This is a genomic window from Aeromonas sp. 102P, assembly GCF_051920345.1.
Classification (GTDB): domain Bacteria; phylum Pseudomonadota; class Gammaproteobacteria; order Enterobacterales; family Aeromonadaceae; genus Aeromonas; species Aeromonas veronii.
The window spans coordinates 3,950,103-3,975,398 of record NZ_JBQBCZ010000001.1 but is presented as its reverse complement, the minus strand read 5'-3'; the positions used below and the strand labels follow the sequence as shown (position 1 = coordinate 3,975,398).

The window sequence follows — 25,296 nt, the reverse complement described above, 5'->3', positions numbered from 1 at the left end:
AAAGGCCCGTGATAAAAACAGCCCGTCAACATGGTTGGCGGGCTGTTTTGTCTGTGGGTGAGTGGTTATTTACTGCGGGCTCCACACCAGCTTGCCGCTCTGGGTCAGGTCATAGCCGCCGAGGCGGGCCGCCAGCTCGCGCCCCTCGGGGGATTGCAGCCAGCCGATCAGCTGTTGCAGCAGGGTGCGAAAGAAGACCCCCTGCGGCATCACCAGATCGAAGCACTCCTGCGACAAGGGCATAAAGCCGAGGCCAAACTCGGTGGCGGTGCTCTGGGCGCCGGGCCCGACATCCGCATCGCCGCGGCTGATGGCGGCGGCCAGCTCCCGCTCGCTGTTGACCTCAATGGTGCGCTCCAGCCGGGTCAGCGACTCCCCTTGCGTTTGCAGCCACTCCTGCAGGGCGCGCTGGCTGCCAGCCCCCTCCTGACGCATGGCCCAGCGCCAGTCGAGTGCCTCTTTCGCCTCTTTGGGTTGCAACCCCTGCCGCAGCACCAGCCCCTGCACCCGCCGAAATCCATGAACGATCACCCATTGCCGGTGACCCTGATACTGCTGCACCAGCGCCGGGTGGCGCAGGTGCGCCTCCTCGGCCTGCCCCCAGTGGATGGCGCACAGATCCACATGGCCGCGCGCCAGCATCGCCAGCCCCTGCCTTGTGCCGCACGGGGTGTAGCCCACCAGTGCCTGAGTGCCGAGCTGCCGGGCCAAGCGGCTGCTGGCGTAGTGCAGCAGCACATCGTCCGAGCCTGCCAGCAGCAGGCGGTCGTTCATCACCCCCTCGTGGCAACTACCGAGCAGCCAGCGATCGAGCAGGGAGCGGGGAAACAGCCACTTGCCGGTCGCCTTGGTGGCGGGGATACGCGCCTCGTTGGCGAGCTGGTAGACCTTCTTCTCGTTGAGATCGAGGTATTCCGCCACCTGCTTGACGTTCATAAATTCGTTCATTGCTTAGTCCCGCATCCCGCGACCGGCCGAACCGGGCGCCAGCACCGGCGGCTTCTCGTCCAGCACCATATGGTCGTGACCGCTGAATACCTCGAAATGGCGCCCCTTGGCGCGGGCAATCATGGTTATACCGAGCTGACGGGCCAGATCCAGCCCCATCTGGGTGACGCCGGAGCGCGACAGCAGCACCGGAATGCCCATCTGCGCCACCTTGATCACCATCTCCGAGGTGAGCCGCCCGGTGGTGTAGAAGATCTTGTCGTGGCCAGTCTCGCCGCGCATCCAGAGCTCGCCCGCCAGGGTATCCACCGCATTGTGGCGCCCCACATCTTCGACAAAGGAGAGGATTTCGCTGCCGCGACAGATGGCGCAGCCATGCACAGCACCCGCCATCTTGTAGGTTTCGTTATGAGCCGACAGCGCCTTGAGCAGGGCGTAGAGGGTGCTCTGTTTAAGCGTGGGCGCCGCCAAGACCACCCCTTCGAGCTTCTTCATCACGCTGCCATACATGGTGCCCTGACCACAGCCGGAGGTGACCGTCTTCTTCTCCAGCGCCTTGTCGAGATCTTCGGCCTGCTGGCTGCTCACCACGGCGGCGGCCTCGCTATCCCAGTCGACAATCACCGACTCGATGGCCGAAATATCCTCGATAAAGCCCTGATTTTTCAGATAACCCAGTACCAGCGCCTCGGGGCGGGCCCCCAGCGTCATCAGGGTTACGATTTCCTTCCAGTTGAGGTAGACCGTCAGTGGCCGCTCACAGGCGATTTGGCGGGTGTTCATTGTGCCCTGCTCATCCATCACCTCGACGGCCATGGTGAGCTGGGCGGCAGCATTGCTTTTGATAAAGGTCGGTGTCATGGGCCCCTCGCGACCGGTTGCCGGGATCTAAGGGGAGGGGTACAGCAAGTTTTGTTCCAAGTGATTTAGATACGCAGGTTTTTAGTCCTGACAAGTTCAATGTGGATTGTGAAATCCCGGGAATTCAGATAATAAGTGCGACACTCATGGATGAATGGCGAGAGGTGGCCAACTGCTGATTGGTGGTACCCTTCTGCTCGCCAAAGTAAAAGCAGTATCACCATGAGCTATCAGCAGTTGACCGAGGGGCAACGATACCAGTTATCGGTGCTTCGCGCACAGGGGATGTCCATCCTTGCCACCGCACGCGCCATTGGCGTTCATCGCTCCACCCTCTACCGGGAGCTGCGTCGTAACGCCGGGCCGCAGGGCTACCAGCCAGACAATGCGCATCAGCACGCCACCCACCGACGGGCCAGTGCGGCCAAATCTCGGCTATCTGCCGATGTCATCCAGTTTGTCGAGCTGACACTCGCCTGGTGGTGGAGCCCGGAGCAGATAAGCGCGGTGGGCAAGCAGATAGGCCTCATGGTGAGTCACGAGTGGATATACCGCCATGTGGCCGCCGACAAAGCCCGGGGTGGCCAGTTGTACCGCCATCTGCGCCAGGGCCACAAGCGCTACCGCAAGGGGGCGAGCAGCCTGCGTTCTCCCATCAAGGAAGCCCGCTCTATTGATGAACGGCCGGCTATCGTCGATAGCCGGGAGCGGCTCGGTGATTGGGAGGCGGACACGGTGCTGGGCAAGCAAGGCACAGGTGCACTGGTCACCCTGGTGGAGCGCAAGAGCCGGCTCTATCTGGTCAAGCGGGTCGCGAGCAAACAGGCTGGGGTGGTGCGGGATGCGATAATCGAGATGTTAACGCCCTACATCGAGCAGGTGCATACCATCACCTTTGACAACGGCGGCGAGTTTGCCGAACACAAGGCGATAGAGGAAGCGCTGGGTGCCGAGACTTACTTTGCGCACCCTTACTCTTCGTGGGAGCGCGGTCTGAACGAGAACAGCAATGGGCTGTTGAGGCAGTTTATCCCAAAGGGAACAGACCTGAGAGAGGTCACGGACGAGGATGTCAGGAGAGCGGAGCAGTGGCTCAACCTACGACCTCGGAAATGTCTCGGATTCAGGCAGCCTGTCAAGGTATTCGAAGAGTACCGTCAGGCGGCATAGGCGAGTGTCGCACTTCGAAGTTGAATTCGCGTCCTACGATCATAAATACATTGTGGAAAAATGTTGCTGCCTCCTAAAGATAGATGTTATTAGCATAGGACTTGGGCTATAAGATTATTTTAATAAATCTAAAGTGTTAACCGGGGGGCGATATGAACTTAGTACGATATATTGACGAAATGAATGGGCTAGCGGAGGAAATAATTAGTGATTTAAGTGAAGATGTGATCAGTCGTTTGGCGAAAAATCTCAATGAAATAGGAATTGATAAATGGGTTGTTTTTAAACAGACTAACATGCCATTAATTCAAAGCTATGTTTCCGCAACTCCCTCGCAAAGGAAACAGCAAAAACGCTTTCAGTCAGATATTAGAGCCTATATCGCATTGGCTGCTTATCAAGAATGCAAGGCTGCCGCATTTATGTTTGAGCAGATCAGTAATAAAAATATTTTAGATGGTTTGCCTTACAGAAAATTTTCTAGTTTGGCGTGTGAGATTTTTGATTTGACCGCAAATTATTCGAGCGATACGGTTTGGCCAGATTATGATTCACCGTTTGATGATTTTTAATGTGCTGTAACTAATACAGTTCTTTAAGTGAAATGAATCTTTATACATAATGTCTAGATTCTTGTCTTGCAAAATTTAAGTGGAGCGATGTGGTGAATAGTATTGAAATATATATGTCAAACTATAAAGACGCTATGAGTACTGCGCAGCGTACAATCTACGCAGGATTGATTATATCAATATTCTCTCATTTCTATGCTCTAGGATATATGCCTTCAGAAAAGTACACGATCCCTCTATTAGGTATAGAAATGACTAAGAATGCTATATCTATATATGGGCTTTCAATACTATATTTGTATACAGCAGTACATTGCTTGTTTTTTACTTGTTTAGCTGAAAAGAATTTTAACAAAATAACATGTTTAGAAGTAAGGGATGCAATGCTTTTATATCCATCAATTCTTATGGGAAATGTTTATTATCAATGTTTTTTAGGCTCAATATTACTTAGTATATGGTATGGAATCTTCAAGAATGCAGGATTGGTACCATCATTATCGTTGTCCGTGGCCATAGGAACAGTAATTTCATCCCCATATTTTATATCACTCAAAATTGGTAGCAATTTACGCACTCTCAGTTAAATTGTGAGTTAATACTTATATCTTCTGTGTTGGGCTAAATCGTAGGTTGGTGCTGAACGAAGTGAAGCCCAACGTTTACCGCGAACACCTTATCAAGGCAATAATCGGATAATTCAGCGTTATTCGATTATTGCCATTCCCTCGATCAGATACACAGGCTGATTGGTTTTACGCCGCATGTTGGGCTTCGCTGCGCTCTGCACCAACCTACGCCTGTGCCAACCCATATCCCGCACGACGACCCAACCCGCATCAAAGCCCCCATCAACCATCAAACCGGCCTTGGCCCCACTCTTGCTATGTCTTATCCCATTGTTGGCCGTGGCTGCCCTGAATCTCCTGCACTGATCCGTTCCTATCGGGGTGGCGCACGGGGGAGGGCGGCCCGGCAGAGACCTTCTGATGGGAGCCGTGACAGTGCAAGAAATAACCAATACCTTGCCCCCGCAGCGCTGGCTGCAACTGGAGTTAAAGGCCATCGACAGCCAGGTTGGCCGCTGGCAGAGCCGCCGTTTCGAGATTGCGGCGCTTCACCCCGCCGAACCGGAGGCTGCCGGCGCCTTGCCCCTTACCCTGTTTCGCGATGAACGGGGGGATTATCGCTTCAATTTGAGCTCCGGCTCGCCCCGCCTCTTTGTGACCGGAAGCCGCGTGGACAGTGGCTTTGTGGCCGATGGTCTGACCCTGAGCCAGACCGTGGCCGCCGCCTATATGGATGGCGAGCGGCAGGTGCTCTCCTGCCCGCTGCCCGAGGCGCTGCAAGCCTGGGTGGAGGCCTTTATCGGCCGCCACGGCGAGCTGCTGGAGGCCCGCCGCAAGGGCAAAAAGGGTAAGGGACGGGCGCAGGATCAGCTCGGTGTCGATACGGTAGATCAAGCCAGCTGCGGCGCCGTTAAAGCCACCGGCCCCGATGGCCGTGAGCGTGGCAGTGACAGCGGAAATCGCGCCCATGAGTGAGTTCCTTAAGCGCTGGTCGTCTCGCAAGAGTGAGGCGCGCAAGCATCAGGTATTGCAGCCGAGGGAAGAGGTTAGCCCCGAGGCAGTTGCCACCCCCATCGAAGGCAGTCGCGAAGCTGGAAACCCAGATACTGCGCTGGATAGCCCCGTAGTCAGCACTGACAAGGGGAGCAGTGAACTCCTTGCCGTTGAGAGGCTGGAGAGTGGCGAGTCGCAACTGAAAACGGCTCAGCCGGGCAAGGCCAAACTCCCCGACAGGGAGGCGCTGCGGGCCATGTTTCGCAGCCATAAACCGGATGGGCTCGACGACTACACCCAGGATTTCAGCCAGCCCGAATTGCTGCCTGCGGCCCTGACCGCCGGGCTGCGCAACTGGCTGGTGGATCAGGTGACCGCCCCGGAGAGCGAATCGGCCAATCCGGCCAGCGGGTCTGCTGAACCGGTGGCGGTTGTCAACGAACCTGCCGCCGACGAGCTGGCTGATAACCATTCTCAAACCCACACCGACGATCGGGACATTTTGGTTTCCTCTGGTGGACAAAATGTCCCAGTCAAAGGTGGGGAAATGGAACCCTCAGGATCCTGACTCCCTGTTAGTCACTTTTTTCCCGGGGGAGTTGGCTCGCCTCTTGCTCTCTCGGCTTACCAACAAGCGCCCATCCCATGAGGTGGCGCGCGCAGGAGTGTATGTGAGCACTGAACAAACATTGCCAAATCTGAGCCCAAATCTGGCCCCAAATCTAGCCCGTGAGGCGGGGGCGGCCGAGCATAACGCGCGCGCTCGCGCCTATGCTCTGCAGCATACGGTCAAGACCGACAACCTGATCCCGGCCACTGTCTCTTACCAGAGTCAGGGGCGCCTGCTGCTGGTCGGCCCGGAAGATCGCATTCGCCGCGCTGCCAGCCTGCTGCCCGCCGGGGTGAAGCCGACTCTACTGGTGACCGAAGCGGTCCACGATGCCGAGGCGGCCGATCTCGAAACCATTTTTGATGCCACCGCATCCCTCGCGGCCCTGACCCTGCGCGAACCGGGCCTGACAGGGTATCTCGGCCAGTTCCAGCTCACCGGCCTCAATGGGCAGGGCGAGCGGGTTAATCTGGCAGCGCTCTGTTTTCCACAACAAGCGACGGTGGGTAGCGAACCGCGCTTTGACCTGGTGGCTGATCTGGGCCGCGCCCCGCTCTTTGCGCTGGAGCGTCCGCCGGTCGGTTATCTGCATCTGGCTGATGACGATGGGTTGGCCGAACGGCTTGCCGAGCTCTGTGCGCTGACCGGTATCTTCGACAAGCCGCGCTATTTTCGCCTCGACCCCGAGGCCTGCGCCTTTACCGCCCGTGGCGTGCCCGGTTGCAGCCGCTGTCTCGATGTCTGCCCGACCGATGCCCTCAAGCCCATCAATGGTCGCATTCAGATCGATCCCCATCTCTGTCAGGGCTTTGGCAGCTGTGCCTCTGCCTGTCCGACCGGGGCGATTGCCTACCACCAGCCCGATGCCAACACCAGCGGCGACTACCTGCTGCGCTTGCTCAAGCACTACCGGGAGGCGGGCGGCGAAGTGCCTCGACTGCTGATCGCCGGTGAAAACGAGCGCGAATGGGTGGAGGCCGAACTCACCCGTTTGCCCGCCAACTGGCTGCCGGTCTGGGTGGAGGAGAGCGCGAGTTTAGGCATCGAGAGCTGGTTTGCCGCCCTCGCCTATGGCGCCAGCGCGGTGCGCATTGCGCTGGGTGACGATGCCCCCGAAAGCGTCCGTGCGCTGGTTGAGCGGGAGCTGGCGAGCGCCGCCGTGCTGCTGGCGGGCGCTGGCCTTGCTGCCGATCGCATCGCCCTGTTTAACCCGGATGCTGGTGAGCCTGTTTCCGGCCAGCCAACCGTTGCCCTGCTGGAGAAGCCGCTTAAAGGGGACAAGCGGGAGAACCTGTTTGCTGCCTTCGATGCCCTCTGGCAGGCCAACGAAGGGAGCCGCGAGCCGCTGGCGGTGCCCCACGGCGCTCCATACGGCAGTGTTGAACTTAAAGAGTCTGACTGCACCCTCTGCATGGGCTGCGTGGCGGTCTGCCCGAGCCGCGCCCTGCATGCGGTTGGGCACACGCCGGGTCTCAACTTTATCGAGCAGGATTGCATTCAGTGCGGCATGTGCGAAAAGGCCTGCCCCGAGCAGGCCATCGTGCTGGTGCCCCGTCTGCAACCCGTGCCCGAGGCGCGCCGCGCCGTGCAGAGCCTCAAGGCCGAAGAGGCCGCCTGCTGCATTCGCTGCTCCAAGCCGTTCGCGCCAGCCTCGATGATCCGCCGCATCCAGCAAAAACTGGCCGGTCACTCCCACTTCCAGAACGAGGCCGCCCAGCGGTTGCTGATGTGTGAGGATTGCCGGGTCAAGGATGTGTTTGCGGCGCTGGCGGCGGATCCCGTCTCCCAGCTCAAGGTATGAGGGGCCAGTGATGAGTGAACAACATAACGAAAAGGCTGGCGAACTGACCATGACCGAACTGGAACAGAGCAGCGCCGATCTCTACGCCCTGCTGGCAAGCCTCTGGCGCGCCGCCCCCCGTGGTGAACAGCTCGCCTGGCTGCAAGGGTTGCAGGCCATGCCGGGCCCCTTTGCCAGAGGGCTGGGGCTGGTGCAGCTGGCGGCCATTAGCCACCACGAAAACGAGCTTGCCGAGGAGTATCAGGATCTCTTTATCGGGCTGGGGCGCGGGGAGATAGTGCCGTTTGCCTCCTGGTATCTCACCGGCTCATTGATGGAGCTGCCGCTGGCGGTGCTGCGCGCAGACCTCCAGTCCCTCGGTTTCGAGCGCCAGAGCGGAGTGTGCGAGCCGGAAGATCATCTGGCCGCCCTCTGTGAGGTGATGGCGGTGTTGATCGCCGAGCAGCACCCGGATCGCAACCGCTTCTATGAGCGCCACCTTGCCCCCTGGGTACTCGCCTGCTGCCGCGATCAACAACAGGCGAAAGGGGGCTGCTTCTACCGGGCGGTCGGCGCCCTTGCCGAAGATTTCTTCAAGCTGGAAAACGAATTGCGCCTGCCGTTTGGCGCCTGCGTGGTGACGGGCTGAACGCCTCCATCTGTGCATAACAAAACGAGCAGACGAGATATCCCATTGGACGCGAAGCTGGCCCGCAGGCGCCGGCAAGAACAACAACAGAGGTCACAAGAATGAGCGATGAAAAGCTGAAAGACCCGTCCCGCCGCAATCTGATCAAGGGAGTTGGCGTGGTCGCCACCATAGGCGTGCTGGCCGGTGCTGCCGGTCGGGTGGTGAGCAAAGAGGCGCTGACCCACGATACCAAGCCTGATCAGGGCTATCGGGAGACCCCCCATGTTCACGACTTTTATCGCACCCTGCGCGGCACCGACTGAGCCGGATCAGTGAAGGAGAATTCATGAAACTGACAAAACGTGCCGAGCAGCCCCAGGCGGGCGAGCAGGGCAATGAGGCCATTCGCGGTCAGGGGCTGACCCGTCGCGCCTTTATGGTCAATTCCGGTCTGGTGGCCGGTGGCGCAGTGGCCGCCGGTTGGCTGGCACCTGCCATGATGCAGCGGGCCGAGGCCAAAACCGTGGCAGCCGAGGTGCCGGTCGAGGTGAAGCGCACTATCTGTTCCCACTGCTCGGTGGGCTGCGGCGTCTATGCCGAGGTGCAAAACGGCGTCTGGACCGGTCAGGAGCCGGCATTCGATCACCCCTTCAACCTTGGCGGTCACTGCGCCAAGGGGGCGGCCCTGCGCGAGCACGGCCACGGTGAGCGTCGCCTCAAGTACCCAATGAAGCTGGTGGGCGGCAAGTGGCAGCGCATCAGCTGGGATCAGGCCATCGAAGAGGTGGGCAACGAGGTGCTGCGCCTGCGCAAGGAGTCCGGTCCTGACAGCGTCTACTGGCTCGGCTCCGCCAAGCACTCCAACGAGCAGGCCTACCTGTTTCGCAAGATGGCCTCCCTGTGGGGCACCAACAACGTGGATCACCAGGCGCGCATCTGCCACTCCACCACGGTTGCTGGCGTCGCTAACACCTGGGGCTACGGCGCCATGACCAACAGCCTGAACGACATGCACAACAGCAAGTCGATCATGTTTATCGGCTCCAACCCGGCAGAGGCCCACCCGGTCGCCATGCAGCACATCCTGCTGGCGAAAGAGCGCAACGGCTGCAAGATCCTGGTGGTCGACCCGCGCCGCACTCGCACCGCCGCCAAGGCGGACATGTACCTCTCCCTGCGTCCGGGCACCGACGTCGCCTTTATCTGGGGCATGCTCTGGCACATCTTCAAGAACGGCTGGGAAGACAAAGAGTTCATCCGCACCCGCGTCTACGGCATGGATGAGGTGCAAAAAGAGGTGGCGCGCTGGACCCCGGCCGAAGTGGAGCGGGTGACCGGCCTCAACGAGCAACAGGTCTATGGCGCCGCCAAGCTGCTGGCCGACAACCGCCCCGGCTGCGTGGTCTGGTGCATGGGCGGTACCCAGCACACCACCGGCAATAACAATACCCGTGCCTACTGCATCCTCGAACTGGCCCTCGGCAACGTGGGCAAGAGCGGGGCGGGCACCAACATCTTCCGTGGTCACGACAACGTGCAGGGCGCCACCGACTTTGGCGTCACCTCCGACTCTCTGCCCGGTTACTACGGGCTGGAAGAGGGCTCCTGGAAGCACTGGGCCCGGGTGTGGGATGTCGATTACGAGTGGATCAAGGCGCGCTTTGACAACAAGGCCTACAACGGCAAGCTGCCGATGAACAACAACGGCATTCCGGTCTCCCGCTGGGTGGACGGTGTGCTGGAGAACGCCGATCTCATCGAGCAGGGTTCCAACATCCGCGCCATGTTCTACTGGGGCCATGCGGTCAACTCCCAGACTCGCGGCCCCGAGATGAAGAAGGCGATGCAAAAGCTCGACATGATGGTGATTGTCGACCCGTATCCCACCGTCGCCTCGGTGATGAACGATCGCACCGACGGCGTCTACCTGCTGCCGGCTACCACCCAGTTCGAAACCTATGGTTCCGTCACCGCCACCAACCGCTCCATGCAGTGGCGTGACAAGGTGATCGAGCCCCTGTTCGAATCCAAGGTCGACCACGAAATCATGTATCTGCTGAGCAAGAAGCTCGGCTTTGCCGACCAGCTGTTCAAGCACATCAAGGTAGAGAACAACCAGCCACTGCTGGAAGACATCACCCGCGAATACAACCGCGGTATGTGGAGCGTGGGCTACACCGGCCAGAGCCCGGAGCGGCTCAAGGCGCACCAGCAGAACTGGCACACCTTCCACAAGACCAACCTCAAGGCCGAGGGCGGCCCGGTCAGCGGCGAAGTGTATGGTCTGCCCTGGCCCTGCTGGGGCACCCCGGAGATGAAGCACCCCGGCAGCCACATCCTCTACGACACCAGCATTCCGGTCTCGGAGGGGGGCGGCGGTTTCCGCGCCCGTTTCGGCATCGAGTATCAGGGCGTCTCGCTGCTCGCCGAAGACTCCTGGCCGAAAGGGAGCGAGGTGGAAGACGGTTATCCCGAGATCACTGCCGACCTGATGAAACAGCTTGGCTGGTGGGATGAGCTGACCGAGGCCGAGAAGAAAGAGGCCGAGGGCAAGAACTGGAAGACTGACCTCTCCGGCGGCATCCAGCGGGTCGCCATCAAGCACGGCTTTGTGCCGTATGGCAACGCCAAGGCGCGCTGCGTGGTGTGGACCTTCCCGGATCAGGTGCCCAAGCACCGCGAGCCGCTCTACACCCCGCGCCGGGATCTCTTGGCAGACTACGCCACCTGGCCCGATGCCAAGAGCCTGTGGCGCCTGCCGACCCAGTACGCCTCGGTGCAGGAGAAGGATGTCAGCAAGGAGTTCCCGATCATCCTCACCTCGGGCCGTCTGGTGGAGTACGAGGGGGGCGGCGACGAGACCCGCTCCAACCCCTGGCTGGCTGAATTGCAGCAGGAGATGTTCGTCGAGATGAACCCGGCAGATGCCAACGACGTCGGCGTGCGCGATGGTCAGGATGTGTGGGTCGAGGGGCCGGAAGGGGGCAGGGTCAAGGTGAAGGCGCTGGTGACCCCGCGGGTCAAGCCGGGGCTCGCCTTTATGCCGTTCCACTTCGGCGGCCACTTCGAGGGCAAGGATCTGCGATCCAAATATCCGGAAGGGTCAGACCCCTATGTGCTGGGGGAGTCGGTCAACATAGTCACCACCTATGGCTATGACCCGGTCACCCAGATGCAGGAGACCAAGGTCACCCTGTGCCGTTTTCGCAAAGTAGGAGCCTGATCCCATGGCCAGAATGAAATTCATGTGTGACACCAAGCGCTGCATCGAGTGCAACGGCTGTGTGACGGCGTGCAAGAACGAGAACGACGATGCCCTCGAGTGGGGCATCCAGCGCCGCCGGGTGGTAACCCTCAACGACGGCCTGCCAGGTGAAACCTCCATCTCGGTCGCCTGCATGCATTGCACCGACGCCCCCTGCATGGCGGTCTGCCCGGCCGACTGCTTCTATCACACCGACGACGGCATAGTGCTGCACAACAAGGATCTCTGCATCGGTTGCGGCTACTGCCTGTTTGCCTGCCCGTTCGGGGCGCCCCAGTTCCCGAAGACCGCCGCCTTTGGCGATCGGGGCAAGATGGACAAGTGCACCTTCTGCGCCGGTGGCCCGGAAGAGGATCACAGCGAAGCGGAGCGCCAGAAGTACGGTGCCAACCGCATCGCCGAGGGCAAGCTGCCCATGTGTGCCGAGCTCTGCTCCACCAAGGCGCTGCTGGCGGGGGATGCGCAGGTGATCTCCGACATCTTCCGCGAGCGGGTTGCCTATCGTGGTGCTCCTCACGCAGCTTGGGGGGCTGATGAACAGGCGCTCTATCGCGACGCCAGCAAACCTCACGATGGCAGAGGCAAGGGGCTCAAGCTTGGCAAGCAGGAGGATGGCCAATGAGACACTGGCTGACAGCGCTGCTGACGGCCTTGCTGCTGTTCAGCGCGCCCGGCTTCGCTGATGCGCAGAAAGAGGCGGTCGGCTTTGCCGGCGCCGATTACTGGCGGGCGGTGAAGGATGGGCAGGAGGGGGTGACCACCTCCCGCTCGCCGGAGCACGGGGTACTTATCTCGGTGCCGGGCCAACTCTGGTTCGAGGTGAAGACCAAGTGGGTGTCGCCGCTCGGCGCCATCGCCATCTTCGGCTCCTTGGCCATGTGCGGCCTGATGTACCTGGTGGTGGGGCAGACCAAGCTCTCGAAACCGCGCACCGGGCGCAAGCTCAAGCGCTGGAGCCGGCTGGATCGGGCGCTGCACTGGACCACGGCGGCCATGTTTCTGACCCTCTCCGGGTCGGGGCTGGCCATCATCTACGGCAAGTACTTCATCAAGCCGGTGGTGAGCCTCGGGGTGTGGGAGAACTGGATCTGGTTTGCCAAGGTGTTCCACAACTACGTGGGGCCGCTCTTCTTCCTCTGCCTGATGGGGGTGCTCATCAAGTGGTTCCGCCATAACATCGTCAACATGGTGGATGTGCAGTGGTTCATGAAGTTTGGCGGCATGCTCGGCAAGCACAAGGGGAGTCACCCCTCGGCGGGCTTCTCCAACGGCGGCGAGAAGGCGATCTTCTGGCTGCTGATCTGGTTTGGCGGCATTGTGGTGGCGACCGGGCTGTTCCTCGACTTCCCCATCTTCGGCCAGCTGCGCCGTCAGATGGAGTGGGCCAGCTTCATCCATATCGTAGGCGCCTTGATCCTTATCTGCGGTTTTATCTTCCATATCTACATGGGCCTGTTCCAGCTGGAAGGGGCGCTGGAGGGGATGGTGACCGGCGAGGTGGACGAGACCTGGGCCAAGGAGCACCACGACCTCTGGTATGAGGAGGTGAAGCACACCCTCGATGAGCCCAAGGCGGGTAAATCAAGCTGATGGTCGACAAAGAGTAAAGAGAAGGGGCGCTGCGGCGCCCCTTTTGATGGCGGGTCGATCGTGATGGCAAATTGATTGAACGATGCCGCAAACGGCGATGGTTTTTTGGGCCACCTTGAGCAACAGTAACAGGGGTTCCATTCACACAAGGGATGACAAATGATGAGAAAAGCATGGCTGGCAGCGGTATGTGCATCTGCGCTCTTCGGTGGTATTGCGGGCGTGGCGCAGGCGGCTGACGGGATCAAGACCCAGCAGGTGCAGTTCAAGAAGGGGGAGTCAGGGGCAACCATCAACGGCACCATTCAGGGTAGCCAGACCCTCGATTACAAGCTGACGGCCAACAAGGGCCAGAGCATGGTGGTGATCCTGACCGGCAAGCCCTACTTCAATATTCTGCCGCCGGGCAGCAAGGGGGAGGCGATGTTTATCGGCTCTACGGAAGGGAACAACTTTGAGGCAACCCTGCCCGCCAAGGGCACTTATACCATTCGGGTCTACCAGATGGGGGCGGCCGAGAGCAGCAAGGCCAAGACGCCGTTCAAGCTGGAGGTGGGCATCAGCGGCTAATGCCAGCAGCTGACAAGCATCACAGAGGTGGCGGCCACAAAGGGCCGCCACCGTTGTTTTATCCCCTCTGTTTTTGCCTCGCCAAGGTTAATAGCCCCCCCGGGCCAGCCGTTCGAAGTAGCCCTGATAACGTCCGCTGGCGATGGCCTGCTGCAACTGCTGATTGAACTGATCCCGCAGTTTGGCTGAATCCGGCATCTTGCGCGGGAACATCACGAAGCTGTCGTTGCGCAGAAAAGGGGTCTGACTGTGGGTGATGAGTGCCGCGCTGGCAGGGTCGAGCTGGCTCTGCAACTCGGCCAGACCGACTCGCAGCTCTTGCGGATAGAGGTCGATCCGCCCGCGCAGCAGCTTGCCGAAATTCTGCTTCACGTCGGTAACCCGCTGCTGGCTCACCTTGCCGTCGGCCACCATCTTGTCCAGCTCGGGTCCGTAGCTGTAGGCGATATCGCCCCCCAACCGCATGCCGATGATCTGCTCAAGGCGCTCGGCCTGCAGCCGCCGTGATTTGAGGGAGAAGAAGACAAACTGCTCCTGCAGCACCGCTTCGCTGAACAGAAAATCCTGCTCCCGCTCCGGTTTGTGCATCCAGACGGCGGTGGCGTCGTAGAGCTGGCTGTTGGCCGCCAGCGAATAGACCCGACCCCAGGGGGCGAAGTGGAACTTCACCTGATAGCCCGCCTCCTTGAACAGATCGCTGATAAGGTGGGCCACTGGACCGTGCTGTTTTGACTGCTCGGAGACGAAAGGGGGCCATTCACCCACGATGATGTTGAGCACCCGGCCCGGTGCGGCGAGAGCCGACTGGCTGGTCAGAAACAGCCACAGAGCAAGCAGCAGGATCAGGCGCATGGCAGGAAGAAGGGGGCGCAGGCTGGCAGAGGCGAGGGCATCAGGTCACTCCCGGCTGTGATGCGGTGAAAGGGGCTGGGTTGTCCGCAATGCTAACATGAGTCTCATTCCTTGCCGTGGATATTTGTCTCGTCGGGGTCGCCGGGCGCCTATTTTGGCCGCAGGGTATGCCCAAGCTCACAAAACCGATCGAGTAAACGTCATATGATTGATTTCATTATGAGTCTTGCTCTCCTGCCGAACGGCAATTTCACGTAAATCAAAGAGAATGACTATGGCTACCGGACAATATCTGCTGTGGAAAGATGCACAGGGACAGGATTTTCGCCCCGTTGCACTGACCGGCACTGATCTGCTTAACAATCGATACCTCAACAAGGGCACGGCCTTCACCGAACAGGAGCGGGCCGATTTTGATCTCGATGGTTTGCTGCCGCCTCAGGTGCAAACTTTTGAAGCCCAGCTCGAGCGAGTGTATGAGGGGTTCAAGAGCGCTTGCAGCGATATCGAGAAGTACCAGAACCTGCGTGCCCTGCAGGATCGCAACGAAACCCTGTTTTATGCCCTGTTGTCACGCCATGTGGAGGAGATGACTCCCTACATCTATACCCCGACCGTGGGCAAGGCGTGTCAGGAGTTCAGCCACCGCTTTCAGAAGCCGCGCGGCCTCTACATCACCCCGGACAACGTGGATGACATGGGCAGTCAGGCCCGTCACTTCGATGCCAAATCGATCCGCATCATAGTCGTCACCGACAGCCAGGGCATTCTGGGGATCGGCGACCAGGGGGTCGGCGGCATGGGCATCCCCATCGGCAAGCTGGCGCTCTATACCCTGGGTGCCGGTATTCACCCCGCCTGCTGTATGCCCATCGCGCTGGATGTGGGCACCGACAATCAGAAACTGCTCGATGATCCCATGTATCTGGGCCGCCCCCACAAGCGCATTCGCGGCAAGGAGTATGAAGAGTTCATCGACAAGTTCGTGCAGGGGGTCAAGCGCCACTTCCCCAATGCCGTGCTGCAGTGGGAAGACTTCAGCAAATCCAATGCTTTCAACAATCTGGCCCGCTACCAGCAGGCACTGCCGTCATTCAACGATGATATTCAGGGCACCGGTGCCGTGGTGCTGGCCGGTATCATAGGCGCGGTCAAGGTCAAGGGGGAGACCCTGGGCCAGCAGAACTATCTGGTCTACGGCGCTGGCGCCGGCGGGGTTGGCGTCGCGGATCAGATCTGCGCGGGAATGATCCGCGAGGGGATGGATCCGCAGGCGGCCCGCGATCGCATCTATATTCTGGATACCCAGGGGCTGGTGTGCGACAACCGGGACGGGCTCGACGAGTACAAGCGTCGCTACGCCAAGCCGGGGTTGCTGCTGGCGGGCTGGGATACCGAGGTGCCCGGCAAGGCCAATCTGGCCGATGTGCTGCGTCATGTGCCCATTACCGTGCTACTGGGTACCAGCGGTTCGGGCGGGGCCTTCCAGGAAGAGCACATCCAGCTGATGCTGAAACATTGCGAGCGCCCCATGGTATTCCCGCTCTCCAACCCGACCGCCAACTGTGAAGCGCTGCCGGAAGATATCTACCGCTGGAGCAAGGGCAAAGCCATTGTCGCGACTGGCAGCCCGTTCAAGGATGTGAGCTACGAGGGGCAGGAGTTCCGGGTCGGGCAGGGCAACAACGTCTTTATCTTCCCTGGAGTGGGTCTGGCGGCCATCGTCAGCCAGATCCGCGAGATCACACCCGATGTCTTCACTACCGCCGCTTTTGCGCTGGCCGAGTGCGTGAGTGAGGTGGACCTGGCTAAAGGGGCCGTTTATCCCCGCATTCGCGAGCTGCGCAGCATCTCGGTGCATGTGGCCACCGCCGTGCTCAAGGATATCGTGCGTCGGGATCCCTCCCACCCGCTGATCGGTCAGGATCTGCAGCAGCATATCCTCAACCACATGTGGGAGCCGGTTTACCTGCCCTATCGTCGGGTATAACCGCGTATTCACCGCCCGGATAACGGATCGGTAAAGATGACAAGGGGGTAGCGCTGCTACCCCCTTTCGTTTACCCCGTGGCATTCACTAAGTTCGCAATGGCCGCCAGCGCCCTTCCTGATTGCGACAGGCGGTATCCTGCCACTGCTGGCTGGCCTTGCCGATATAGAGTTGCTCGCGATAGTCGCGACACCACTCCCCGCTGTTATGGCGGAAGGTGCGTAGCGGGGTGACGCTACCCGAGCGACGGTTGGCTGGATTGAACCAGGTGAGGCTCTGCCCTTTGGTGCGGGTTTCCAGCGCCTTGGCAAGGGCCTGATTGGCCAGTTGAACATCTGCCTTATCCATCTGATGGTAAAGCGGCGGGGTGTCGACCGTGGCGCAGCCAGTGAGGCCGAGCAGGAGGAGTAGTAACAGATATCGCATTATGGTTGCCCCTGTTGGCGAAAACCGTTGTTGAGCAGCGCCCGCTCCTGCTCATCGGTAAGCACTTGCTGGCGATCATCGACCGTGCCATCACCTCTTAGTTTGTTGCCGTTGGCATCGACGGCATCCACACCGTTGTCATCGACCGTGCCATCACCTCTTAGTTTGTTGCCGTTGGCATCGACGGCATCCACACCGTTGTCATCAACCGTGCCATCGCCCCTGAGTTTGTTGCCGTTGGCATCGACGGCATCCACACCGTTGTCATCGACCGTGCCATCACCTCTGAGCTTGTTGCCGTTGGCATCGACGGCATCCACACCGTTGTCATCGATGGTGCCATCACCTCTGAGCTTGTTGCCGTTGGCATCGACGGCATCCACGCCGTTGTCATCAACGCCATTGCCAAACCCGCGGCCACCCCCATGGCGTTCTCCCCCTGCATGTTTTTCTCCACCAGCATGCCGTTCACCTCCACCATGCTGCTCTCCGCCGGCATGCTCGCCTTGGCCGCCACTGTCATCGCTGCCCCCATCGCTGTTGCTGCCACCGCCGCTGTTGCTGCCACCGCCGCTGTTGCTGCCACCGCCGCTGTTGCTGCCACCGCCGCTGTTGCTGCCACCGCCGCTGTTGCTGCCACCGCCGCTGTTGCTGCCTCCGCCGCTGTTGCTGCCTCCGCTACTGTTGCTGCCTCCACCGCTGTCGCCACCACCGCCATCTTTGTTGTGAACGATCAGCTCATTGGCGATGTAGCTGTGGCTGCCATCGAGCAGCAGATTGAAGAGTGCGGTAGTGGGAGATGCCTCGATCCAGCAGAGTGACTCAACCAGCAGTAATTCCGGCTGGGGTTGCAGGGCCAGATTGCCCGTCACCATAACAGGTGCCGGGCGACACATTATCTGCATGCCGGTAAATAGCGGCAGCATCGCCAGTTGCGGGTTTTCGGTTCGGGTCATGGCCGGTGAGATGGCCGCCCAGCCCCGCGTGGTCAGCAGAGGGTGCTCTGCGGTAAAGAACGGGGGCAGATCATTGATCCCGTAGAGTCTGCGCTTGCCTAGTATGACCCGTTCGATCGCCAGGATCCGGTTACTGCCGCCGTGCTGATCCAGCACCCGTTCACCGACCCGCAGCGTCTCTATAGGGCGGGTGGAGCCATCGGCCATCGTGATGCGAGTGCCGGCGATAAAGCAGGACTTGGCATAGGCCTGATTCATTTGCCACTCATTGTGGGCGAAATCATAACTGAACGGGTTTGCAAACAGGGCGAGTGCGATGGCCGAGCCAATAAGCAATCTGCGCTGGCTGGCCTTGAATGGGGGCTGTGACATGGGGACTCCTTGTCCATCTTGATTCACAGGATCCATTATAGAGCGCCCCCTGGCGGTGGTATTTTTGACCATGAACACAATAAACATGATGGAAAAACGATTGGCGTTCGTCACAATAATGCGTAAAATCGCATACTCGATGCTTGTAGCAACGAATCCCGCCTAAAAAGCCAGTTTCATGCCCTTCCCAAGCAGTAAAAGGTAACAGGTGACGCATTTGTGTTCATTTTGTGCCTTGAAAAAGTCTTGTGATGACTGAAAAGTGATAAATATCCCCATCAGTTATCAAAAAATTAAGGACATCCATGTTTTCCTTAGTCAAGCAAAGTGTCGCCGGGCTGCAAATCCTGTTTGTCGCCTTCGGCGCCATGGTTCTGGTGCCCCTGCTCACCGGACTGAACCCCTCCATGGCCCTGCTTGGCGCCGGTGTGGGCACCCTGTTGTTCCAGCTCTGCACCCGCCGCCAGGTCCCGATTTTCCTCGGTTCCAGCTTTGCCTTCATCGCCCCCATCATCTACGCCACCCAGACCTGGGGATTGCCATCCACCATGTTTGGCCTGTTTGCCGCCGGTTTCATGTATTTCATTCTGGCTGCGCTGATCCGGGCAAAAGGGATGGGCTTTGTGCACAAATTGCTGCCCCCGGTGGTGATTGGCCCGGTGATCATGGTCATCGGTCTTTCTGTGGCGCAGGTTGCCTGCAACATGGCGATGGGCCGTGCCGGTAGTGAGCAGGTAGTACCAGCGGGTACTGCGCTGACGCTGGCTAGTATCTCGCTGGCGGTCACCCTGATTGCAGCTGTGTTCTGCAAGGGGTGGATCAAGCTGATCCCCATCCTGTGCGGCGTGATTGCCGGTTATGTCTCGGCGGTGTTCATGGGCCAGGTGAGTTTCGATGGCATGGTGAACGCCCCCTGGCTGGCGCTGCCCCACTTCGAAACCCCGGAGATCAACTGGGCTGCTGCGTTGTTCATGTTGCCGGTAGCCATCGCCCCCTGTATCGAGCATATTGGTGGCGTGTTGGCGATTGGTGGCGTGACTGGCAAGGATTACACCAAGGAGCCGGGTTTGCACCGTACGCTGGCCGGTGACGGCATCGGCGTCTGCTTCGCCGGTTTCATCGGTGGCCCCCCTGTGACCACCTACGCCGAAGTGACCGGTGCTGTGATGATCACCCGCAACTTCAATCCGGTCACCATGACCTGGGCTGCGGTGTTTGCCATCATTCTGGCCTTCTTTGGCAAGTTCAATGCGCTGCTCACCTCAATCCCCATGCCGGTGATGGGCGGTATCATGCTGCTGCTGTTCGGATCCATCGCCGCCATCGGTCTCAAGACGCTGGTGGAATCCAAGGTGGATCTGGGACTGTCACGCAATATCGCCATCGTCGCTGTGACTCTGACCGTCGGTGTCGGTGCGCTGGAGATGAAGATTGGCGACTTCGCGCTGGCCGGCGTTGGCCTGGCCTCTGTTGCTGCCATCCTGCTCAACCTGATCCTGCCTGCGCACTCCGAAGAGGGTGTGATGGACGCGGCCAAGGATTGAGTTCCACCAGACGTTTATCGTTGATTTGGAGAAGGCCACCTTGCGGTGGCCTTCTGTTTTTCGGGTATCTAGCGCCACTTTGTGGCTCGACGGAGCTCATCTGGAATCTAATTTGGAAGCAGATGAGGGGGTTAGCATTCTCATTTGACGTATCTCTTTTCGTGACCTTAGCTAAAGGACAGGTTTGGCTCTGAGGTCTCCTCGAGCAGTATGGGAAAATGGATGTTGGCGTTTTCTATCATTTCTCTCCCAGACCCCTGTCGTAAAACGATGCGCTTTTTCTTTGCCACGGCGCTGTTGTATGGCAGAGGCTTATCCGCCCCACTCCGTACTCCCCTCATGCTGCCCTGGCATGTTTCCACCTCGATTTGTTGTGAGCCTCCCTCGCCGGTTGCGTTTCGTTACGCACAGGCAAAATCCGGATCTGTTTGCTGCTGCACATGGGTGGGCGGCGAGCCGTGAAAGCCGGCATGACCCCAGTGGGTCAGACGTGCACCGCCATCGGTAACGGCGGATGTTCAGGGATGAATGGCAAGCAAAGCGAGGTTGCAATGAACTATCAACTGCGGTGGAAAAGTGCAATTTTTTCAGTCTCTTCCATGATGGCGATAAGCGCGGTTCAGGCTGCGCCACTGAACGTGATGACCGAGGATTACCCGCCATTCAACATGCAGGGGGAGGGGGGCAAGATTGTCGGGCTGTCGACCGAGGTGGTCGAAGAGCTGTTCAAGCGTGCCGGGGTCGAATACAAGCTGACCCTGATGCCCTGGAAACGGGCGTACGAAGATACCCTCGGTACTCCCAATACCGCCCTCTACTCCACGACCCGCACTCCGGAACGGGAAGCACTGTTCAAGTGGGTAGGGCCGCTGGTCAATAACAACTGGGTGTTTTTCTCCAGTTCGACCGCCAATATCACGGTCAAGTCGCTGGAAGATGCCAAGCAGTATTCGGTGGGTGGCTATAACGGTGATGCGGCCGCCGAATATCTCAAGGCCCAGGGATTTGCCAAGTTGCAGCTTGCGGCCAACGATACCGCCAACGTGAAGAAACTGGAGGCCGGCCGCATCGATCTTTGGGCAACCGGCCAGTATCTGGCGCCCTATCTGGCCAGCAAGGAGAAGGTGGCCTCACCCAAGCCGGTCTTCGTGTTCAAGGAAACCCAGATGAGCTTGGCGTTTAACAAGGATACGCCCGATGAGCTCATCACCAAGCTTAACGAGATCCTCGCTGCCATGAAGGCGGATGGCACCATCGACAAGATCAATGCCAAGTACCAGTAACAGTACCAATAGCAAGTGCCGCTCAATGGCACTGCGCCGGCTGCCGTAAAACCGGGAGGAAACCATGGATTGGAAAAGTCTGACGTTCAGGATTGCCGTGTTGACCTCCCTGTCGGTGAGTCTGCTACTGGTGTTGTTTGGCGCTTACAACTACCACGCGGTCAGGGCGGAGAGCTACAGCAAACAGAGTGCGCTGGTCGAACAGGCCATCGGCCGGCTGCAGCTCTCCCTGCCCGGCCCGCTGTGGAATTATGAATCGGCTTTCATCGAGGCATCGCTCAAGTCCGAGCTGGCGGCCGATATTCTGAGTGCTTTGCTGGTGGTCAACAAGGACAAGCTGGTGGCCGGGTTTGCCCGTGATTCGGCGGGGGACATTGCCCCCGTGACAGCCATGCCTGCCGATGTGTCTGCCTACGGGGGATATGATCTGGTCTATGACGACAGCGGTCAGAAAAACACCGTGGCCCGATTGCTGGTGCAAACCAGTGATGCCGCCATTCAGGCCCAACTGCGCCAGCAGTTGATCACCACCGTCTGGCAGATCCTAGTGCTCGATCTCTGCATCATCGCGTTGCTGATGGTGCTGATTCATCGCAATGTGCTCAGGCCGCTCCATCAGATGAATCAGGCGGTGTTTGATCTGGCCAAAGGAGAGGGGGACCTGACCCGGCGTCTGAAGATCAGCCGTCAGGATGAGATGGGCGCGCTGGCCACCAACATCAACCACTTTATTGCCAAGTTGCAGGAGATGGTGGCGGAGATCAACGAGCTCTCTGCCGGTGTGTTGCAAACCGCCGAACTCTGTGACTCCCTCTCGGCAGATACCCGGGTAGGCAGTGACGCCCAGCAATCCGAGCTGGATCAAGTCGCCACCGCCATTACCGAAATGAGTCAGGCTGTGCAGGAAGTGGCTGGCAATGCGGTGAAAACCTCTGGCGCTACCGATGAGGCCAACCTCTATGTGGAGCAGGGTTACAATCTGGCGGGCCATGCCAATGAGGCTATCCATCAACTGGTGGGGGAGGTGGAGCGGGTCGCCACCCTGATGCGCACCCTTTCGACCGAGAGCAGCAGCATTGGCACCATCATCGAAGTGATCAACGGCATTGCCGAGCAGACCAATTTGCTTGCCCTCAACGCGGCCATCGAGGCGGCGCGGGCGGGTGATCAGGGGCGCGGTTTTGCGGTGGTGGCGGATGAGGTACGCACCTTGTCGGGCCGTACTCGCCAGTCGACGGAAGAGATCAGTGCCAGTATCAAACGGTTGCAGCAAGCGACCCAGAATGTCGGGGCCGGAATGCAACAGAGTCAGGAGAAGGCATCCCGCGCCGGAATCGAGGCGGCAGATGTGCAGATATCGGTGGAGAAGATTAAAAATCAGGTCAGCCTGATCCGCGAGATGAACATGTATATCGCCCAGGCATCGGAAGAACAACACTCGGTGGCAGAGGCGGTCAGCCATAGCGTCAACCGGATTGCGACCCTCAACAGCGAGAGTGCGACCAGAGTGGCACAGGTTGCCGAAGCCAGCAGCGATCTGCGGCAGCTGTCGGCCCAGCTCGACACCCTGCTCAAGCAGTTTCGGGTCTAGTCAGTTCACTTCGCCCCGTTGGGTCATCCTGCGGGGCAGGCCGGTTCCCATTATTTTGAGGCGCGGCGAGATGTTGTGAGGGGCAAGGGGCCTTGTCCTGCAGCGCTGGACGCATATTTTCATTTTCCCCGCTCATGCCTGCTTGCATCTATTGTGCCGCTGATCTCGACCCTTTAGAATTTCGTTTAATTACAGCAAGTCCTGAGCCGCCATCTGGCTTTATCAGGTGTGGAATCCCATCTTCTTCATGATGAATGCAAATAACAGGTGGTTGGTATGACGGGGGTTGCGCCAGGCAATAACATATCAGCCTATCACTTCGGTGATTATGTCTTTGATGTCAAAAGGCGAGAGCTGATCTTCTGTGCCGACAAGGACAACTTGCAAAGCGCCCGGGTGGTGCGTTTGTCATCGGCAGAGAGCCTCATTTTCAGCTATCTGCTCGATCACCATGACGAGGTGTGCGACAAGGATCTGTTGCTCGAAATCGGCTGGTTGGGTCGCCCCATCAGCCCCAACTCACTGAACGTGGCCATCGCCAATATTCGCCGCCACTTCGCCTCATCCCCCCAGACGCTGGATATCAGAAGTACCCCGAAAAAAGGGTACTCCCTGCATCTGAACTGCAAGATGAAGAGCTATTACGGCAAGGCACTGCCAACAGAGAGTGAGCCCTTGCCCGAGCCGATGAGCGAGCCCACGCCTGCAGCGGCTGCGCAGCCACCGTCGACATCACCAAGCTCCGACCACGAGGTCATCAAAGAGCCTGCAGCTCCCCGTTCTTTTGGTGAGCGCGCCAAACTTGCCTTTCTCAGCGGTATCGGGCGGCCAATGCTGGCAAGGGGCCTGATATACGTCAATCTGCTACTGGTTGTGCTGGTGGCGTTTGTCGCCAGCTATCTCCATTTCGAGTGGCTCCATGTGCACTGCACCGACTCGCCGACCGGCGTTGTTTGCCAGATGGAGGCACGGAGCGACGTGCCACCAGTCAAACCGGCATCGCTGGTGCTGGTCTCCGGCCACCAGGTTCGCGTGCTTTCCTATAAAGAGCTCGAAAAAACGCTGTAAGGGATCTCTGATGAAACGAACGCTGAAAAATACCTTGCTGCTGTTGCCACTGCTTGTCGTGCTGCTGTTTGTGGTCGGGATGTTTATCAACAGTCTGGGCTGTCATTACGACCTGAAAATGTCAGCCAATGGAGTCAACTATCACGGGGTGTGCCGCTGGGGCAAAATCACCGTGATCGAAGAGGAGGAGGCGACCAGGGAGAAGTGGCGGGTGACCGGTTTTCAACTGACCTTTTTCAACCAGCTTGTTTACCTCATCGACAGTCGTACCCAACTGCACGAATCGGGTAACGATGACTCCTATCTCAATGAGTACAACCTGATCCAGTCGCAATATGCGCTGGTCAACTATGCCTGGGTGCCACTGACTGAAAACAAGGTGGCGATCTTCCAGCGCGATCCGGTGCATGAGGTCGTGATTGCTCAGCGAGATGGCTGGTTCGATCTTTACCGCTGGTTCTTCCCCCCGGCACCGCTGGTGCCTGTTCAACCACAAAGTGCAGGTGCCGGGCGTCCCGCTAGTTTCTAAGCAATTTGCACCAGGGGCCGGTGACCTCGCAGTGGCCTGTCTCATCACTGTTTTGCCAGCCCAGCCGATGGTAGAAGGCTACTGCCGCCGTGTTGCGGGTCGCAACCTTGAGCGAGCCGTGCGTTGAATCAGCGAGGCCCCGCTCCAGCAGGGCGCGTCCTATCCCCTGACCGTGCCAGTCGCTTGACACATAGAGGTGATGGACGAAGTGATCGGGCTGCCAGATGGCGATAAAGCCGCAGATATTGCCCCCCTGTTCGGCTACCCACACCTGTTCACCTTTGGTCTGTTCCTCGAAATCCTCGAGTTGGAAACGGGCGGGATCGACCCAGTGAAAGGTGTGGCGGCGGCTCTTTAAAAACAGCCGGGCCAGTTGGGGGATGTCGTGTTCTTCCATGAGCCGGATCATGATGTCCTCCCGGATCAAGCCAATGTTCATTGAGGCCGCTGCACAGAGGCAGGTTAATTGATGCAAATGACAAGGGTGTGATTAAGCACTGTCCATTGTATTTGCCATGGGGCTATACTGCCGGAGTCCCTTGTATGGATGGCTTGAGGATCGCTGATTTATGGACAATAAACTGATTGAAGGCAACATTTTTGTTCCGGCGCACATAGACGATGTCTGGCACGCCTGGACTACCGAAAGCGGTCTGCGCAGTTTTCTGGCTCCCGAATGTTTGATGGTGGCCGAACCGAATGGTCCTTTCGAGATCTACTTCAGGCCTGATGCCCCGCTGGGTGAACGTGGCAGCGAAGGGTGCCGGGTCATGGCCGTCATGCCCTATGACCTGCTCAGTTTCAGCTGGAATTTCCCGCCCAGCCTGCCCCATATCCGCCAGCAAAAGACCCAGGTTTGCCTGCGCTTTGTGCCGGAAGGGCAGGGCACTCGCCTCTACTTCTTCCAGAGCGGTTGGGCCAATGATCCGGATTGGGATCAGGGTTATGCCTATTTTCGGGAAGAGTGGCTGGAGACCAGTCTGCCACGGTTGCAGTACCGTTTTACCCACGGTCCCATCGACTGGAACAATCCGCCAGACAAGGCGCAGTTGAAGGCGCTGGCCCAGTAATCCCGGATATCAGACATAAAAAAAACCGGCCAAAAGGCCGGTTGAAACAGTTCAGG

At 59.0% G+C, this 25,296-nt stretch carries 24 protein-coding genes; 18 read left to right on the top strand and 6 right to left on the bottom strand.

The window, feature by feature from the left end; translation table 11 throughout:
* Positions 1-69 precede the first annotated feature (69 nt).
* Complete coding sequence (locus tag ACTG1K_RS18630) at positions 70-936, bottom strand: helix-turn-helix transcriptional regulator (RefSeq protein ID WP_081042891.1); 867 nt, start codon at positions 934-936, stop codon at positions 70-72.
* A gap of 15 nt (positions 937-951) precedes the next feature.
* Complete coding sequence (locus tag ACTG1K_RS18625; protein WP_440006316.1) at positions 952-1,809, bottom strand: formate dehydrogenase accessory sulfurtransferase FdhD; 858 nt, start codon at positions 1,807-1,809, stop codon at positions 952-954.
* A gap of 222 nt (positions 1,810-2,031) precedes the next feature.
* Between ACTG1K_RS18625 and ACTG1K_RS18620 the strand changes: the two genes are divergently transcribed.
* The 11 genes from ACTG1K_RS18620 (at position 2,032) to ACTG1K_RS18570 (ending at position 13,559) form a co-directional block, all read left to right on the top strand.
* A complete protein-coding gene (locus ACTG1K_RS18620; RefSeq protein ID WP_019706001.1) occupies positions 2,032-2,979 on the top strand; it encodes an IS30-like element ISAs2 family transposase in 948 nt (315 codons plus the stop codon).
* A gap of 152 nt (positions 2,980-3,131) precedes the next feature.
* Complete coding sequence (locus ACTG1K_RS18615) at positions 3,132-3,551, top strand: hypothetical protein (RefSeq protein WP_259585768.1); 420 nt, start codon at positions 3,132-3,134, stop codon at positions 3,549-3,551.
* Between the two features lie 989 nt (positions 3,552-4,540).
* Positions 4,541-5,095: a DUF3305 domain-containing protein gene (locus ACTG1K_RS18610; protein ID WP_440006314.1), complete on the top strand. Its 555-nt coding sequence runs from the start codon at positions 4,541-4,543 to the stop codon at positions 5,093-5,095.
* A complete protein-coding gene (locus ACTG1K_RS18605) occupies positions 5,088-5,681 on the top strand; it encodes a DUF3306 domain-containing protein (protein ID WP_440006312.1) in 594 nt (197 codons plus the stop codon). The genes ACTG1K_RS18610 and ACTG1K_RS18605 overlap by 8 nt, the downstream gene beginning before the upstream one ends.
* 103 nt (positions 5,682-5,784) lie before the next feature.
* On the top strand, positions 5,785-7,524 hold the full coding sequence (locus ACTG1K_RS18600) for a 4Fe-4S binding protein (protein ID WP_440006310.1): 1,740 nt from the start codon (positions 5,785-5,787) through the stop codon (positions 7,522-7,524).
* 10 nt (positions 7,525-7,534) lie between these two features.
* Complete coding sequence (locus tag ACTG1K_RS18595; protein WP_440006308.1) at positions 7,535-8,152, top strand: TorD/DmsD family molecular chaperone; 618 nt, start codon at positions 7,535-7,537, stop codon at positions 8,150-8,152.
* A 101-nt stretch (positions 8,153-8,253) separates the two neighbouring features.
* A complete protein-coding gene (locus tag ACTG1K_RS18590; RefSeq protein ID WP_041208942.1) occupies positions 8,254-8,457 on the top strand; it encodes a transcriptional initiation protein Tat in 204 nt (67 codons plus the stop codon).
* A gap of 23 nt (positions 8,458-8,480) precedes the next feature.
* Positions 8,481-11,357 carry a formate dehydrogenase subunit alpha gene (locus ACTG1K_RS18585; protein WP_374508730.1) on the top strand — a complete coding sequence of 959 codons (2,877 nt, stop codon included), beginning with the start codon at positions 8,481-8,483 and terminating at the stop codon, positions 11,355-11,357.
* Positions 11,358-11,361: 4 nt separating this feature from the next.
* Positions 11,362-12,021 carry a formate dehydrogenase FDH3 subunit beta gene (fdh3B, locus tag ACTG1K_RS18580; RefSeq protein WP_005353752.1) on the top strand — a complete coding sequence of 220 codons (660 nt, stop codon included), beginning with the start codon at positions 11,362-11,364 and terminating at the stop codon, positions 12,019-12,021.
* Positions 12,018-12,989, top strand: a complete 972-nt coding sequence (locus ACTG1K_RS18575; protein WP_005353740.1) for a formate dehydrogenase subunit gamma — start codon at positions 12,018-12,020, stop codon at positions 12,987-12,989. Before fdh3B ends, ACTG1K_RS18575 begins: the two co-directional genes overlap by 4 nt.
* A gap of 159 nt (positions 12,990-13,148) precedes the next feature.
* Positions 13,149-13,559, top strand: coding sequence for a hypothetical protein (locus tag ACTG1K_RS18570; protein ID WP_013723543.1), 411 nt, complete (start codon positions 13,149-13,151; stop codon positions 13,557-13,559).
* An 87-nt stretch (positions 13,560-13,646) separates the two neighbouring features.
* On the opposite strand, the gene ACTG1K_RS18565 is transcribed toward ACTG1K_RS18570, so the two are convergent.
* The gene (locus tag ACTG1K_RS18565) at positions 13,647-14,411 is read right to left on the bottom strand and encodes a substrate-binding periplasmic protein (protein ID WP_440006305.1); all 765 of its coding nucleotides are present in this window, start codon (positions 14,409-14,411) and stop codon (positions 13,647-13,649) included.
* A 274-nt stretch (positions 14,412-14,685) separates the two neighbouring features.
* On the opposite strand from ACTG1K_RS18565, the gene ACTG1K_RS18560 reads away from it, so the two are divergent.
* On the top strand, positions 14,686-16,401 hold the full coding sequence (locus ACTG1K_RS18560; protein ID WP_100653246.1) for an NAD-dependent malic enzyme: 1,716 nt from the start codon (positions 14,686-14,688) through the stop codon (positions 16,399-16,401).
* An 87-nt stretch (positions 16,402-16,488) separates the two neighbouring features.
* Here ACTG1K_RS18560 and ACTG1K_RS18555 read toward each other — a convergent pair whose 3' ends face one another.
* Both ACTG1K_RS18555 and ACTG1K_RS18550 read right to left on the bottom strand, forming a co-directional pair.
* The gene (locus ACTG1K_RS18555; protein ID WP_440006836.1) at positions 16,489-16,830 is read right to left on the bottom strand and encodes an RT0821/Lpp0805 family surface protein; all 342 of its coding nucleotides are present in this window, start codon (positions 16,828-16,830) and stop codon (positions 16,489-16,491) included.
* Positions 16,827-18,155, bottom strand: a complete 1,329-nt coding sequence (locus tag ACTG1K_RS18550) for a hypothetical protein (protein ID WP_440006303.1) — start codon at positions 18,153-18,155, stop codon at positions 16,827-16,829. Before ACTG1K_RS18550 ends, ACTG1K_RS18555 begins: the two co-directional genes overlap by 4 nt.
* Positions 18,156-18,460: 305 nt before the next feature.
* On the opposite strand from ACTG1K_RS18550, the gene ACTG1K_RS18545 reads away from it, so the two are divergent.
* The 5 genes from ACTG1K_RS18545 to ACTG1K_RS18525 all read left to right on the top strand — a co-directional run bounded on the left by ACTG1K_RS18545 (position 18,461) and on the right by ACTG1K_RS18525 (position 24,170).
* Entirely contained in the window at positions 18,461-19,699 is a 1,239-nt protein-coding gene (locus ACTG1K_RS18545) for a uracil-xanthine permease family protein (RefSeq protein ID WP_440006301.1), read from the top strand.
* Between the two features lie 551 nt (positions 19,700-20,250).
* Positions 20,251-20,982, top strand: a complete 732-nt coding sequence (locus tag ACTG1K_RS18540; RefSeq protein WP_440006299.1) for a substrate-binding periplasmic protein — start codon at positions 20,251-20,253, stop codon at positions 20,980-20,982.
* A 64-nt stretch (positions 20,983-21,046) separates the two neighbouring features.
* Positions 21,047-22,573, top strand: a complete 1,527-nt coding sequence (locus ACTG1K_RS18535; protein WP_440006297.1) for a methyl-accepting chemotaxis protein — start codon at positions 21,047-21,049, stop codon at positions 22,571-22,573.
* A 276-nt stretch (positions 22,574-22,849) separates the two neighbouring features.
* Complete coding sequence (locus tag ACTG1K_RS18530) at positions 22,850-23,641, top strand: winged helix-turn-helix domain-containing protein (RefSeq protein ID WP_158109533.1); 792 nt, start codon at positions 22,850-22,852, stop codon at positions 23,639-23,641.
* Positions 23,642-23,651: 10 nt separating this feature from the next.
* On the top strand, positions 23,652-24,170 hold the full coding sequence (locus ACTG1K_RS18525; protein WP_005353702.1) for a hypothetical protein: 519 nt from the start codon (positions 23,652-23,654) through the stop codon (positions 24,168-24,170).
* Here ACTG1K_RS18525 and ACTG1K_RS18520 read toward each other — a convergent pair.
* A complete protein-coding gene (locus tag ACTG1K_RS18520) occupies positions 24,160-24,579 on the bottom strand; it encodes a GNAT family N-acetyltransferase (RefSeq protein ID WP_139493493.1) in 420 nt (139 codons plus the stop codon). The genes ACTG1K_RS18525 and ACTG1K_RS18520 overlap by 11 nt on opposite strands.
* Positions 24,580-24,739: 160 nt before the next feature.
* Between ACTG1K_RS18520 and ACTG1K_RS18515 the strand changes: the two genes are divergently transcribed.
* Complete coding sequence (locus tag ACTG1K_RS18515; protein WP_139493492.1) at positions 24,740-25,240, top strand: SRPBCC family protein; 501 nt, start codon at positions 24,740-24,742, stop codon at positions 25,238-25,240.
* The last annotated feature ends 56 nt before the right edge of the window (positions 25,241-25,296 follow it).